Genomic DNA, 14,411 nt, shown 5'->3' on the forward strand with positions numbered 1-14,411 from the left:
GCGGTGGTGGCGCTTGCGGGCAGCGGGCAGCGGCGGTGGTGGCGAGGCGACAGCGGGCAGCGGTGGTGACCGGTCTGGGTGAATGTTTCACGTGGAACATCCGCGAGGGGCCGCATCCCGATGTTTCACGTGGAACATCCAACTACGGCCGGTGCATCGATGTTTCACGTGAAACATCCCCCGCCCGCGCCACCCGCACCACGTGCTCGCCCCCTCCCGCCTCCACCCGCAGGCTCATGCCGCGCGGCGGGACCCGGCGTCCCCCGCCCAGCCAGGCGTGGACCGCTCCCGCGTACGCCGCCGGGTCGGCGTCCGCGCCAGGGCCTGCGGTGAGCCGGAGCAGGCCCGCGTGGCGCGAGCGGACGGTGCAGGAGTGCGCACCGTCCACGTAGACCGCGAGGGCGCAGTGCGGGTGGGCGCGCAGGATGTCCGCCGTCCAGCGGGCGGGGCCTCCTGTGCGCGGGTCATCGGGCAGGCCCTCGCGCACGATGACGTCGGCGAGGTCAAGTTCGCCGGGGTCGCGGGTCTCCTCGTACACGCACAGGTGTGTCTCCTCCTGTGCCCCGTACGGCACGTCGGCGCTGCGCTCCACGCGGACGCGCCGCCCGCGCGCGAGCGTCCGGACGCGCAGCGGGGCGGTGCGGTGGACGGGCTCGTACGGCGGGAGCGGGAGCGGTTCGAGGAGCGCGGGCCAGGGCGGCTCAGGGAGGTCGAGGAGCGTGTAGAAGTGCGTGCGCAGGAGCGCCGCTGCCCGCCCGGGCGCCGAGGTGACGAAGGCCGCGGGTTCGGGGGGCGCCCTGTGGCCGGCGATGAGGTCGTCCACCTGGCGTATGAGTGCGCCCTCGGGATCGAGGCGCCGCGCCCCGGCGACGAAGCGGGCGAGCGGGGCTTCCGGGTCCAGCCGCTCCGTACCCCGCGCCGCGAGCAGAACGGGCAGGCCGAGCGCCGCCGCGTAGTAGCTGACGGCGCCGAAGTCGCCGAGCACCGCGTCGGCGGCGAGCAGCGCCTGCCGCCAGTGCCGTACGGGGTCGATGAGCGCGAGACCGGAGCGGCGGGCGCGGTCGAGCCAGGCCCGGATCTGGCCGGGACCGTGCCCATACCAGATGTTCGGGTGGAGCACGGCGGCGAGCCGGTAGGAATCGGCGGGGAGTTCGGCCGCGAGGCGGGGCAGCAGCGTGGGCAGCAGGTCGGTGCCCCCGCTGCCGAAGAGGCCCTCGGGGTTCCAGGTGGAGTTGAGGACGAGGAGCCGCTGTCCGCGCCGGACGCCGAGCGCGCGGCGGAAGCGCTCGCGGTAGGGGCGTGCGGCGAGCATCCGGTCGTAGCAGGGGTCACCGGCGAGGACCGCCGCGTCCAGGGCCTCGGGACAGACACGCGCGAGCCGTTCGCGCTGCTCGGGGTGGGAGAGGACGAGCCCGTCCACGTACGGCTTCCCGTCGACGAGCAGCCAGTCGGGAGAGAGCCCGAAGATCGGCTCCGGGCTGTGCACTCCGGGGCGGCCACCGGGGCCGGGGGCTCGCTCACCAGGGCCGGGGGCTCGCTCACCGGGGCCGCTGCCGCCGGGGCGCGCGAGGCGTTTGGTGTAGCCGACGCCGTGCGAGAGCACGCTCAGGCGCCCGGGCAACGCGTCGAGGCCCCCGCCGAAACTCGCCGAGAGCGCGAGATCGACAGGCTCCCGTACCGCCTGCTCCCAGGGCAGTACCGGCAGATCCAGCGCGTGCAGCACTTCCCCGATACCGGCCTGGAAGGGCGAGGAGCCGGTGTTGCTCACGAGGATCTGCACCCGGAGGTCGTCGTGAAAGAGCGGCAGGACATCGAGCAGCCGGCCCGCCGACGTGACGTTGTGCACGACGAGGAGCACGCGGCGCTCCACCGACCGGCTCGTCCAGCGCGCCGCGCCCGCCCCGACCGGCACCCGTATCTCGCGGCCCCCCGCCCCCACGCGCCCCTCCCTTCCCGCGTGCGTCAACGCGTGTCGCGTGCCGGGCGGATCGTCGTCCGGGACGCCGGGGCACCCTATCGGGCGGCGCACGTCAGGAGGGCCGGGGCGGCCCCGTACCCGTACCGGTCCGTACGGAGCCGCCTTCCGCCGCCGCTCCCTCAGGCCGTCGAACCGCTCGCCGCCGCACCGCTCGCCGCCGCGCCGTCCGCTGCCGCCCCGTCCGCCGCCGAGCGCTCGGCCGCCGAGCGCCTGCGCAGAGCCGGGTTCGTGAGGGCCGGGGGCTGGAAGACCATGTCCATGCGCCCGACGTCCGTCCCCGGGGGCACGATCGCGTCGATCTCGTCGAGCACGTCGTCGCTCAGCGAGATGTCCGCGCCCGCGAGGAGGTCGTCCAGGTGCGCCTTCGTGCGGGGGCCGATGATCGCCGAGGTCACGCCCGGGTGGGCGAGGACGAAGGCCATCGCCATGTGCGTGAGCGAGATGCCGGTCTTCTCGGCGAGCGCGACGAGCCGCTCGACCGCGTCAAGACGCCGCTCGTCGCCGAAGTACGAAAACAGCTCGCCGCGCCGCCCGTCCGATGCCTGCCCCTTGCGGTAGCGCCCGGTGAGCTGGCCGCCTGCGAGCGGGCTGAAGACGAGCGCCCCCATCCCGTACTTCTCGACGACCGGCAGGATCTCGCTCTCGATGCCCCGGTCGAGGATCGAGTAGTTGGGCTGCTCGGTGCGGAAGCGCTGGAGGCCGCGCCGCTCGGCGACCCACTGCGCCTCGACGAGGTACGAGGCCGGGAACGACGAGGTGCCGATCGCGCGCACCTTGCCCGCGCGCACGAGGTCGGTGAGCGCCGAGAGCGTCTCCTCGATGTCGGTGTCCAGGTCCGGGCGGTGGATCTGGAAGAGGTCCACGTGGTCGGTGCCGAGCCGCCGCAGCGAGTCCTCCAGGGCGCGCACCAGCCAGCGACGCGAGTTGCCCTGCATGTTCGGGTCCTCGCCCATCGGCAGGTGCGCCTTCGTGGCGAGCACGATGCCGTCCCTGCGGCCCTTGAGCGCCTTGCCGACGATCTCCTCCGTCTCGCCGCGCGCGTAGAAGTCGGCGGTGTCGACGAAGTTGATCCCGGCGTCGAGCGCCTGGTGGATGATCCGCACGGAGTCCGCGTGGTCCGTGTTCCCGTGCGCCCCGAACATCATCGTGCCGAGGGCGTAGGGGCTGACCTTGATTCCGGTCCGGCCGAGAGGTCGGTAGTGCATGCTGAAGCTCCTGACAGAAAACGGAACAACGTTCAGTCCGACGATACGGAACGGTGTTCCGCTCCGCAAGCGGGGTGGGCCTTCCGGGTTCGGAGGGTTCCGGCGGCTCCGGCGGCTCCGGCGACTACGGCGGCTCCGGTGACTACGGCGGATTCGCCAGTTCCGGCGGCCCCGGCAGGTTCGGCGACTCCGGCAGGTTCGGCGGCTCCGGCAGGTTCGGCGGCTCCGGTGGATTCGTGCACCGATGTGACACGGCTCACGTCGATTCGGCGGGTGCGGGCGGAATGCGAAGGACGCCCCCGTCGCTGGCACCTGTGGCGGGGACCGCGCACCGGTCCTCGCTTCGGCGTGCGCGCGGGCAAGGAGGCCCGGCGCGGCCACACCCGTCCCCCTTCTCCACGTGGCCGTCCCCCACCCCTTGAGTGGCCCCCTTCCGGAGGTACCCCCGCCATGCCCTTGGCCCTGCTCGCGCTCGCCGTCGTCGCCTTCGGCATCGGCACGACGGAGTTCGTCTCGATGGGTCTGCTGCCGCAGATAGCCGACGGCGTCGGCGTCTCCGTGCCGCAGGCGGGCAACATCGTCTCGGCGTACGCGCTCGGCGTCGTCATCGGCGCGCCGCTCCTCACCGGGCTCGGCGCCCGCATCCCGCACAAGAAGCTGCTGCTCTGGCTGACCGGCCTCTTCGTCATCGGCAACACCGCCTCGGCCTTCGCGCCCGGCTTCGGCACGCTCTTCGCCGCGCGCGTCCTCGCGGGCCTGCCGCACGGCGCGCTCTTCGGCGTCGGCGCGGTCGTCGCCTCACGGCTCGTCGCGCCCGAACGGGCCGCGCGCGCGGTCTCGATGATGTTCCTCGGCCTCACCGTCGCGAACATCGTCGGCGTCCCGGCCGGTACGGCGCTCGGGCAGGCGCTCGGCTGGCGCGCCGCGTACCTGGCCGTCGCCGCGATCGGCCTCGTCGCACTCGCCGCGCTCGTCAAGCTCGTACCCCACCAGCCGCGCGGCGAGGGCGCGGGCATCGGCCGCGAACTGCGCGCGATGGGCAACCGCCACGTCGCGATCATGCTCGCCACGGCCGTCGTCGGCTTCGGCGGCTGCTTCGCCGTCTACAGCTACCTCGTGCCGATGCTCACCGAGGTCACGGGCATGGCCGAGTCCTCGACGACGTTCGTCCTCGCGCTGTACGGGGTCGGCATGACGCTCGGCACGCTCGTCGCGGGCCCGCTCACCGACCGCGCCCCGCGCCCCACGCTCTACGGCGGTCTGATCATCCTCGCGCTGACGCTCGCCGCGTTCTACTTCGCGATCCACGTGCTCGCGACGGCGCTCCTGTGCGTCCTGCTGATCGGCGCGGTGGGCTCGCTCATCACGACGCCTGTGCAGATGCTCCTCATGGCGAAGGCCGAGGAGGCCCCGACGATGGCGGCCGCCTCGAACCACTCCGCCTTCAACCTCGCCAACGCGGGCGGCGCCTGGCTCGGCGGCCTCGTGATCTCGGCGGGCCTGGGCTGGACGGCCCCGGCGCTCGTCGGCACGGCCCTCGCGGTCGCCGGCCTCGCGCTCGCGCTCGTCGCGGGCCGGATGGACGGCGGCGTATCGCTGCGCGGCCGCACGAAGGTCGTGGCGACGAGCGCGACGGCGACGGCTGAGGCGGCGACGGCGGCGACGGCTGGGACGGGGGGTGCGGCGGCGGTCGTGGAGGCGGCGGAGGTGCGGGACTGACCGACGGGGGCGGCGCGGCGGTACGTCGCTGACGCGCGGCGCGTGCGGGGCCGGGGGAGGCGGGTTCGTACGGGGCCGGGGGCCGAGTTCGTACGGGGCGGGGGCCCGGCTGCGTACGGGCCGCGCGACTGTACGGGGTCGGGTGCCCGTCTCCGTACGGCACCCGGCGCCCCGGCTCCGTACGACGCCTGGCGCCCCGGCTCCGTACGAGACCCTGCGGGCTCAAGCCCGGCCGCCCTTGGTGCGGGCCCACTCGCGCTGGGCGTGTTCCACCTCCGCCTGGAGACGGAGCATCCGCCGGGCCGCGAGCGCGCTCGCGAGGAGACCGACGCCGGTGACGGCGAGGGGGAAGGAGATGACGAGGGGGACGGTGGTGGACTGCCAGTTGCGCGTGACGGCGCAGCCCACGACGAGGGAGTTCCAGTCGTCCCGGTCTCCGTAGTGGTAGACGTCCTCCTCCTCGCGGTGGAACGGCGCGGCGCAGCGGACCCCGGGCGCGACCCGGCTGTCGTACGGGGTGAAGGTGTGCCAGGCCGACCAGGCCCAGCACAGTCCGGCGAGGATCAGCAGGCCGATCCCCCAGCCGATACGCCTTTCGACGCCGCTCCGAAAGCGCCGCTCCACGCTCGAAGGATGTTCCGCTTCCCCTGCCATCCGCCCGCTCCCCCTGCTCCAGCCCCACCAACTCCCTTACGGCGCAGGACTATAGGGGAGTCGCACTCACTTCCACAGGGCCGCACGGCGCAGCGACTGGGGGCAGTGCAGGTAGATCTCGTCGATCGCTATCTCGATGGCGAGCGCGGGGCGCAGCGCCTTCCCCGCCGCCGTCGCGGTCATCGCGTCGAAGTAGGGCGCCTCGCTCAGCACGCGGGCACGGCCGTTGACGCGGAGGACCTCCTTGCCGCCGGGGATGAGGTAGAGGAGACCGACGTGCGGGTTGCGCAGGATGTTGTGGAGGCTGTCGCCCCTGCGGTTCCCGGGCCGTTCGGGGAGCGCGATCGTCGAGGCGTCGACGACGTGCGTGAAGCCGGGGAGGTCTCCGCGCGGCGAGGCGTCGCAGTTGCCGGCCTCGTCCGAGGTGGACAGGACGCAGAAGGGGGCGCGGGCGAGGATGTCCAGGTCCTCGGGTGCGAGGCGGTCGTGCACCTTCTCGATCACGATCGGCCAGGGCTCACCGAGCAGCGCGGACAACTCCTCGGCGCTGTGGATCTCGGTGGTGGGGATCTCGGTTGCGGGGATCTCGGCGGTCGGGATCTCGGCGGTGGGGGAGGGGGACGGGCTGGCGGGGGCCTGACTGGTGGGGGCAGCCGGGGCGCTGGGGGCAGCCGGGGCGGCGGAACCGGTGGGGGTGGCGGGGCCTGCGGGGCCGGTGAGCGTGGACATTAGGCATACCTTACTTTCTTCCGTACGTATGCCCGATACCCGGCCCGGCACCCGTACCCTCGGCGGTACGAACGCGTGCCGCGCGCGGTACGCGAAGCGCACCGGCAAGGAGCCCTGCATGGCACTGTTCGGGAACGCCCACACCATCGATCCGGCCAGGGCCGCGCACGACTACGCACGGTTGCTCGGCCCCGGCGAGCAGGTGCATGCCGCTTACCTGCTGATCCGCGACACGATCCTGTTCACCGACCGGCGTCTGCTGCTCGTCGACAAGCAGGGGCTGACCGGCAAGAAGATCGAGTACCACTCGATTCCGTACCGCAGCATCACGCACTTCGCGGTCGAGACGGCCGGGCACCTGGACCTGGACGCGGAGTTGAAGATCTGGCTCTCCGGAACGGAGACGCCTGTGACGAAGACCTTCACGAAGGGCGTCGACATTTACGAGGTCCAGGCGATCCTGACGCAGTTCGTGACGCGGTGAGGGGTGACGGGGGAGGTGAGGGGGGGTGCTGGGTGAGGGGGAGGGGGGCTGGGTGAGGGGTGACACGGGGCGTGGGGGTTGGGGTGAGGTTGGGGGGAGTGAGGCTGGGGGGAGTGAGGCTGGGCGCAGAGGTTGGGGGTGAGGCAGGCGCGGGAGTTGGGGGCGACGCGAGGCGCGGGAGTTGGGGGCGACGCGGGGCAGGTTTGTGAGGCCGTGAGGTGGGTGAGTGCTCGCCTACCTCTGCCCAGGGTTCTCGTTATCCACAGGACACCCGCCACCCTTACGGGTGAGCCGCGTGACGGGTTCCCCGAAGTTATCCACAGATTGCGGTGGTTGGCGGGGAGGGGGTTGCGACTTGCGAAAGACTGGTATTGGGGTCGCCCCCCAGGGCGGGTGGGGGCTGTCCTCAGGCGAGCCGCAGAGGGCAGAGGCGGGCGGAAGTGGGACGCCCCCCGGCCGAACGGCGAGCCCGAAGCTGCCCGGGCACCTGTGCCGGAAGCAAGGAACCCGGGCCGGAACGGCGAGCCCGGAGTCGGCCGAGCACCTGTGCCGGAACGTAGCGAACCCGCGCCAGAACCGGGGCGGCCGAACCCGGCGGGACCAGAGGAGGCCGGGCCCAAGCCGGAAAAGGGCAAACCCAAGCTGGAACGGGCCTGGCCCACGGGCCCGAACAGGCCCGGCCCACGGGCCCGAACGGGCCGGACCTGTGCCAGAGCTGGCCGAGCCCAGGCCAGAGCCGGGCCGGGCCAGGGCCGCTCCGAGAACGAAACGGAACGGCCCCGCCCGAGGCCAAGCACGCCGGACGACCCGAGACCGTGCGAACCAGAAGGGCCGAGGTGAAACGGGCCAACTGACCCGAGATCAAGCAGACCAGGCAGCCCGACCCCGGCCAGAACAGGCCGACCCAAGGTCGCCCCAAGGCCGAAACGGAACGGCCCCACCCAAGACCAAGCACGCCGGACGACCCGAGACCCTGCGAACCAGAAGGGCCGAGGTGAAACGGGCCAGCTGACCCGAGGCCAAGCGGGCCAAGCGACCCGAGGCCAAGCGAGCCAAGCGGGCCAGGCGGGCCAGGCGGGCCAAGCGACCCGAAGTGGAGCAGGTCAAGCGGGCCCAAAGCCGGACCGGACCCGAGCCAACGGCCCCGCGTCCAGCCCCGCTCCACCGCACCCAGCCCCGCCGCCTCACCCGCCTGGCCTCGCCTCACCTCACCTCGCCCCCTACCCGATCCGGTAACTGTCCCCGTACACCTTCCACTCCAGCGGTGGGTCCAGCTCCAGGTTGCCCGCGTCCAGGAACACCCGCTGCGCCGTGTCCACGCGGCTCGTGTCCGAGTGAGCCTCCTCCTGCTTCATCGCCCACACCCGCGCGTCGAGGAAGGCGTTGAGCCACGCCGTCTCGTCGCCGCCCTGGGCCGGGGGCTGGGCCTCGCGCAGGGCGCGGGCGCGGATGCCGCCGAAGCTGGTGCCGCCGTTGCCCGGACCGTGCATGACGATCGCGTCGTAGTAGATGAACTGGCCGAGCGTGCCGACCCCGTCCTGCTTGCCCTGCGCCACCGCCGGGTCGAAGTACACGCGGTCGCGCTCGTCGTTCTGCGCCTGCTGGAAGGCCGGGTCCTCGGCCGCCGTGCGCCACGCGTCCTCGAACGCGGAGCCGAGCCCCTCGTGCGAGTCGGTGCCGTTCACCTTCCGCAGCGCGGGGAGGTACGGGGCGAGTACGTTGCCCGGCGTCGTCCGCGCGTACCGCTCGACCAGCTCCAGCATGTCACCGGTCCCCGAGCAGAAGCCGATGATCCCTGCGGTGTAGCCGCGTCCGTCGCCGATGTCCTCGATGTAGCGGTACTGGTCCTTCCAGTCGAGCGAGGAGTTCTCGGCACTGGAGACCAGCTGCATCGCGATCTCCTTCTTCGCCGGGTCGTCGAGCCCCGTCGCGGCCCTCGTACGGGCCTGCTCCGCCCGGGCCGCGACCGTCGCGCTCCCGCCCTGTTCCGGGGCGGGCGAGGCGAGCGCGTACGAGGCGGCGGGGACCGCCAGCGCGAGCGCCACGGCGAACGGCGCGAGCCGCGCCATCCGGCGGGCACGGGTGGAGCGGGAGTGGTGGTGGGGGGTGGTGGTGCTCGGGGTGTGGGGGGTTTGAGAGTTCAACGCCCTTCCTCCATCGCAGAGTTGAGAGGTGCTGGGACGTGCCGCAGACCGCTGTGCGGCCTGTTAGGAAGCTTTCCTAACAGACTCCGCGACATACGTACAGACCTTCGACTCCACCCGTTCACCTCACCCGAGCCTCGACCGCCCCACCGTCGCCCCCCTCGCCCAGCCACCCCCTCGCCCAGTCGCCCCCGGCCCAGTCGCCCAGTCGCCCCACCTCATCCCGTTCGCCCCACCCCCAACCCGCCGCCCGCCTCATCCCTCGCTTCACCGCCCCGCCGCCCACCTCGCCCCCGACCTCCCCCAACCCCCGGCTCCCTCCCCCGCCCTCGCCCCCGCGCCTCTCGCGGCACCACCCGGGCACTCCCGCGCCCGCGAACGCTGCCGGAATCTGGCAATGCACCTCACCCCCGGACCCGTGCATCATCAATCCATCGCACCGGCCCCACGGGGGACGGCCTCTCACGGGGGACTCGGGGGAGTACGAGGGGCCGCCGGGGCCGGTACGAGAACCCCTTGGGGGGACCACGGGGGAACACGGGGGAACACGGGGGAAGCCGAAGGAGCCGGGGGAGCCTTCGGGACCACGGGGGTACGGGGGATGCCGCCTGCGGTGCGCGGGCCCGGCGGAGCGAAACCGCTCACGTCCACGCACCGAGGCGGCCGTCCGCCCCCGGCCCCGCCGAACGGCGCCACCGGAAACCACCACCGAAAGGCACCGTCGCCAGGACCCGTCGGCAGGACCCGTCGGCCGCCCCGGCCGTCCCGGCCCCGCCGGTGCGCCCCCACCCGCCCGCGCCCCGCCAACACCCGCGTCCGTACCGCGAGAAGGCGACCGCACACCCCTGGCCGCGCCGCCCAGCAGCCCAACCGCGCACCCGGAAGTCCGGCCACTCACCCGACGGCCCAACCGCACGCCCGACAGCCGCTCACCCGACAGCCGCACGCCCTACCCGGCACCCCAGCCGCACCCCCAGCAGCCGCACCCGCAGCCGACCGCCCGGCCCCAGGCCCCAGGCCCCGCTCCCGCTCCCGCTCCCGCTCCCGCTCCCGCTCCCGCCCCCAAATTCACGTGCCCCGCCGCACGCCCCGCTGCTAGCTTCGGCCCGTGCCCAAGCTCAATCAGATCATCGCAGTGGAGAAGGGCGTCAAGGCCAGGTCCGCCCAGGAGCTTGCCCGCGCGCACCAGGAACTCCAGAAGCCCGCCCTCCTGGCCGGGCTGTCCCGTACCTACCAGCCGAAGGACGAGGAGGGCGAGCAGCTGCCGCCCGAGTCGACCCGCGTCCAGGTCAAGGCCGAGGACCTCCTCAAGGCCGCGTCCGAAGCGCTGACCAGGCTCTTCGACGTGACCGCCACGAAGGACTGGGCGAATCTCGACGCGCGCGCCGATGTCGTCGTGGACGGCAGGACGCTGCTCGCCGCCGCCCCGGTCCCGTACCTGCTCTTCCTGGAGAAGCAACTCACCGCGCTCGACGGCTTCTTGCGCAGGCTTCCCGTGCTCGACGCCGCCGAGACCTGGTCGCAGGACCCCTCCACCGACACGTGGCGGACCGATCCGGTACGTACCGTGCGGACCCGCAAGGTCCCGCGCAACCACGTCAAGGCCGAGGCGACCGAGCACCACCCGGCGCAGGTCGAGGTGTACTACGAGGACATCCCGGTCGGCTACTGGACCACCGTGAAGTTCTCCGGCGCCCTCCCCGCCCGCCGCGTCAACGAACTCCTCGACCGCGCCGAACGCCTGCTCCAGGCCGTTCGGTTCGCCCGCGAGGAGGCCAACGCCACGGAGGTCGACGACCGGCACGCGGGCGCCGCCGTACTCGGCTACCTCTTCGGCGGCTGACCCCGTCCGGGCGCCGGGGCCCGGAACCACCCGGGGCAGCGGCCCCTGCCCCCGAACACCCCGGCACCCGCCCCACACCCCGGCAGCCGCCCTACACCTCGGCGGCCGTCCCACACCCCGGCGGCCGTCCCACGATCGCCCTCCGACGAGCGCGGAGGGCGCGCGCACCGCACGGTGCGCGCCACGCTGAAGCTCAGACCGTGAAACTGAACGGGCCCACCCGCCACGCGGTGCGCCCTCAAGCTCAGACTCTCGCTCCAAGCTCAGCATCGGCCGCCCCACCCCGCCCGACCGGCACCGGACATTTCCGCGAGATGGAGGTTCAACTCCTCTCCGAGCCTCCACACCCCTCCCTGTGGAGGGCACTTGGCTCGGTAGCTCAAAGGCAGAGCGCGCGGGGAGAGACTGATCCGGTGACCTCCCAAGGGCCGGGGGGACCACACGGTGGCACACGAGGGGCCCGGGAGTTGGACATGCTCCCGGGCCCCGTCACCAGCCGACCGACCAGCCAGCCGACCAACCGACCAGCCAGCCAGCCGACCGACCGGCCAGCCGGACGGACGGGCAGCCGGGCAGCCAGCCGGCCCCGCGACGATCAGTCGGCCTGCCGACCGACCGGCCAGTCACCGAGGACGCAACGCCCCCTCGGCGTCCTCACATTCACATCTTCGGCATCAGCACCGAGTCGATGAGGTACACGTTCGCGTTCGCCGTCCGCACGTTCCCGCACACGACCTTCGCGCTGTCGTTGACCTTGTACGACGTACCCGAGCCGGACGTCATGAGCGTGCTCTTCTCCAGCGTCTCGAAGGTGCCCTTCTCCAGGTCCTTCGGCGTGAGCTTCTCGCCGACGACGTGGTACGTCAGGATCTTCGTCAACTGCGCCTTGTCGGCGAGCACCTTGTCGAGATCGGCCTTCGGGATCTTCGCGAACGCGTCGTTCGTCGGCGCGAACACCGTGACGTCCTTCGCGTTGTTGAGCGTGTCGACGAGTCCCGCCTTCTTCACCGCCGTCACGAGCGTCGAGAGCGCGGGGTTGTGCGAGGCCGCCGTGGCCACCGGGTCCTGCGCCATGCCGTCGAACGACCCCGCGCCGCTCTTCGGCACCCCCGCGCACGCGGGCCCGAAGGGACCCGCCTCGTCCATCGCCTGATCCTTCCCGGCCTGCGGCGCGCTCGAACTCGGCCGCTTCGACGTCTCGTTCGACGTACCGCCCGAGGCGTTGTTGTCGCCGTCGCCCGAACACGCGGTGAGCGCGACGGGAAGGACCGCGACGGCGAGCGCGAGAGCGGTGCGGCGGAGGGTGAGGTTCATGAGGTTCTCCAAGTCCGGATGGGATGTGGGTCAGTGGGTGGGTCAGGTGGGTCAGGTGGGTCAGGTGGGTCAGTGGATGGGTGGGTGAGTGAGGAAGTGAGCGGGAGAATGCGCGTTCGTGAAAGTGCGGGTCAGTGGGCCACTACGGGAATGACGTGGCATGTACGCGTCACACCCTCACGCACGACGGAGCGCGTCTCCCGCCGCCGCACCCCCGCAGGCCGCTGCACCCGCAGGCCGCCGCACCCGCCCGCCGCCACGCCCGGACGCCCGTGCGCCGCCACACCCGCACCCCCGCAAGGCCCGCACCCCCGCAAGGCCCCCACCCGTCGGGCTCAGTCCACGGTGATCACCACCGCGTGCCACCCGCTCGCCCCGTCCGGCACCGTCCCGGCCCGTTTCGCCGTCTGGCGGTGGCCCTCGCCGTCCGTCGCGCGGACGGTGAGGGTGTGGGTGCCGGGGGTGGCGCGCCACGGGAGCGACCACTGCCGCCACGTGTCGCGGGTGTCCTGCGCGGCCAGGTCGGCGGGGCGCCAGCGCCCGTCGTCGACCCGTACCTCGACCTTCTCGATACCCCGGTGCTGCGCCCACGCGACGCCCGCGATCGTCACCGTGCCCGCCTTCGGGCGCGCGAACGGCTTCGGTGTGTCGATACGGGCCGAGGTCTTGATCGGGCCCTCGCGGGCCCAGTCGCGCCTGACCCAGTACGGGTCGTACGCGGCGAAGGTCGTCAGCTCGATGCTCTCGATCCACTTGCACGCCGACACGTACCCGTACAGCCCCGGCACGACCATCCGCACGGGGAAGCCGTGCGTGAACGGGAGCGGTTCGCCGTTCATGCCGAAGGCGAGGAGCGCGTCGCGCCCGTCCATGACGTCCTCGACCGGTGTCCCGAGCGTCATCCCGTCGACCGAGCGGGCCACGAGCTGATCGGCCCTGCCGCCGCGCGAAGGGGGCCGTACGCCCGCCTCGCGGAGCAGCGGCGCGAGCGGCACGCCGAGCCAGCGCGCGTTGCCCACGTACGGGCCGCCGACCTCGTTCGACACGCACGTCAGCGTGATGTCGCGCTCGACCGTCTCGCGCCGGACGAGGTCGGCGAAGCTCAGCTCGATGCCCTCGCGCACGCCCTCGCCGTGGATGCGCAGCCGCCACGAGTCCGCGTCGACGTGCGGCACGACGAGGGCCGTGTCGACGCGGTAGAAGTCCTTGTTCGGGGTCGTGAAGGGGGACAGCCCCGGCACGTGGAGGCGCGCTCCCGCCGGTACGGGGCGGGCCGGGGAGTCCGGGCGCGGGAGCCTGATCGCCTCGCGCGAGGCCACCGCGCCCGCGATGTCCCCGCCCGCGAGCGCCCGCCCTGCCGCCCCCGCCCCCGTCGCTCCGGCGGCCGTGGCCGCCGCGAGGAGCACGAAGCGGCGCCGGTCCCACGGCACGGAGGCGGCAGGGACGGGTTCGCGCGCGGCCGGTCGCCCCACCCGCGTCGTCGCCGGCATCCGCACCCGTACGGCCCGCGCCACCCGCACCCGTACGGCCCGCGCCACCCGCACCCGCACGGCCCACCTCACCCGCACCCGTACGGTCCGCACCGCCCGGCCCCGCGCCCTCGCCTCCGCCGTCCCCGCCGTCCCCCACGTCCTCACTCGTACGGCCCCAGGGTTCCCCTCGGTCGCCCAGGGGCCGCCGGGCGCCGTGGCGCCCCGAACGCGCCACGTCGCCTGCGGCCCCTGCCATACCCACGGGGGCAGGTACGCACCGGCGTACACGGGCCCGACCAGCAGGTAGAGCAGGACCGCTCCCGCCGCCGCTCCCACCAGAGAGGGCAGCGTGTCCGTGAGACCCGCGCTGTCGGGGCGGCTCAGGGCCGCGGCGGCGCCCACGGCGCCGATCGCGAGGACCCCGGCAGCGCCGCTCAGGCGCCACCGGGTGGCGAGCGCGCCGAGTACGAGGGCGAGCAGGGCGAGCACCCCGAGGATGCCCAGTTCCAGCACGCGCTTGTCGTCGCTGCCGAACTCGCGGATCGCCCACGTCTTGAGCGGCGTCGGTACCAGGTCGATCGCGACGCCGCCGACGACGGCGACAGGGCCCGCCTCGGCCCGCCCGAGACCGGCAGCGAGCTGGCCGACCGCGAGCGCCGCGTACCCGGCGAGCAGCCCGGAGAGCCCGCCCACCGCCCAGCGGGCGAGGGGGCGGGGCGCACGGCGCCTTGCGGTTTCCCGGGTCATGTGAGGCATTCGGAGCCGCCGGGCCGTGCGGATGGGTGCCGAGTTGCCGGTTCACCCGTTCGTGGGAATTCTGGGAGGAGAGAGGAAGAAGAGCGCACCTCACACCCATCCCCTGCGCGCAC

The 14,411-nt window shown here is 73.3% G+C and carries 10 protein-coding genes; 3 read left to right on the top strand and 7 right to left on the bottom strand.

The annotated features are described in order from the left end of the window. Nucleotides 1–142: 142 nt before the first annotated feature. Together ACQYWQ_RS14355 and ACQYWQ_RS14360 are read right to left on the bottom strand one after the other, a co-directional pair. Nucleotides 143–1,939 (bottom strand): hypothetical protein, encoded by a 1,797-nt coding sequence (locus tag ACQYWQ_RS14355; protein WP_431034989.1) that lies wholly within the window; start codon nucleotides 1,937–1,939, stop codon nucleotides 143–145. A 158-nt stretch (nucleotides 1,940–2,097) separates the two neighbouring features. After that, nucleotides 2,098–3,183 (bottom strand): aldo/keto reductase, encoded by a 1,086-nt coding sequence (locus tag ACQYWQ_RS14360; protein WP_431034990.1) that lies wholly within the window; start codon nucleotides 3,181–3,183, stop codon nucleotides 2,098–2,100. 450 nt (nucleotides 3,184–3,633) lie between these two features. On the opposite strand from ACQYWQ_RS14360, the gene ACQYWQ_RS14365 reads away from it, so the two are divergent. Further along, nucleotides 3,634–4,902, top strand: a complete 1,269-nt coding sequence (locus ACQYWQ_RS14365) for an MFS transporter (RefSeq protein ID WP_431034991.1) — start codon at nucleotides 3,634–3,636, stop codon at nucleotides 4,900–4,902. Between the two features lie 222 nt (nucleotides 4,903–5,124). On the opposite strand, the gene ACQYWQ_RS14370 is transcribed toward ACQYWQ_RS14365, so the two are convergent. Then, the gene (locus ACQYWQ_RS14370) at nucleotides 5,125–5,526 is read right to left on the bottom strand and encodes a hypothetical protein (RefSeq protein ID WP_431034992.1); all 402 of its coding nucleotides are present in this window, start codon (nucleotides 5,524–5,526) and stop codon (nucleotides 5,125–5,127) included. Nucleotides 5,527–5,622: 96 nt separating this feature from the next. After that, nucleotides 5,623–6,285, bottom strand: coding sequence for an MSMEG_1061 family FMN-dependent PPOX-type flavoprotein (locus ACQYWQ_RS14375; RefSeq protein ID WP_431034993.1), 663 nt, complete (start codon nucleotides 6,283–6,285; stop codon nucleotides 5,623–5,625). Between the two features lie 118 nt (nucleotides 6,286–6,403). Between ACQYWQ_RS14375 and ACQYWQ_RS14380 the strand changes: the two genes are divergently transcribed. After that, nucleotides 6,404–6,769 carry a PH domain-containing protein gene (locus tag ACQYWQ_RS14380; protein WP_431034994.1) on the top strand — a complete coding sequence of 122 codons (366 nt, stop codon included), beginning with the start codon at nucleotides 6,404–6,406 and terminating at the stop codon, nucleotides 6,767–6,769. A gap of 1,220 nt (nucleotides 6,770–7,989) precedes the next feature. Here ACQYWQ_RS14380 and ACQYWQ_RS14385 read toward each other — a convergent pair. After that, a complete protein-coding gene (locus ACQYWQ_RS14385; protein WP_431039190.1) occupies nucleotides 7,990–8,838 on the bottom strand; it encodes a chitosanase in 849 nt (282 codons plus the stop codon). Nucleotides 8,839–10,021: 1,183 nt separating this feature from the next. Between ACQYWQ_RS14385 and ACQYWQ_RS14390 the strand changes: the two genes are divergently transcribed. Continuing rightward, nucleotides 10,022–10,756 carry a hypothetical protein gene (locus ACQYWQ_RS14390; RefSeq protein ID WP_431034995.1) on the top strand — a complete coding sequence of 245 codons (735 nt, stop codon included), beginning with the start codon at nucleotides 10,022–10,024 and terminating at the stop codon, nucleotides 10,754–10,756. 660 nt (nucleotides 10,757–11,416) lie between these two features. On the opposite strand, the gene ACQYWQ_RS14395 is transcribed toward ACQYWQ_RS14390, so the two are convergent. Further along, the gene (locus ACQYWQ_RS14395) at nucleotides 11,417–12,070 is read right to left on the bottom strand and encodes a fasciclin domain-containing protein (RefSeq protein WP_431034996.1); all 654 of its coding nucleotides are present in this window, start codon (nucleotides 12,068–12,070) and stop codon (nucleotides 11,417–11,419) included. A 335-nt stretch (nucleotides 12,071–12,405) separates the two neighbouring features. After that, nucleotides 12,406–14,289 (bottom strand): molybdopterin-dependent oxidoreductase, encoded by a 1,884-nt coding sequence (locus tag ACQYWQ_RS14400; protein ID WP_431034997.1) that lies wholly within the window; start codon nucleotides 14,287–14,289, stop codon nucleotides 12,406–12,408. Between the last annotated feature and the right edge of the window lie 122 nt (nucleotides 14,290–14,411).

It is taken from the genome of Streptomyces sp. P6-2-1, from assembly GCF_050613165.1.
Taxonomy (GTDB): Bacteria; Actinomycetota; Actinomycetes; order Streptomycetales; family Streptomycetaceae; genus Streptomyces.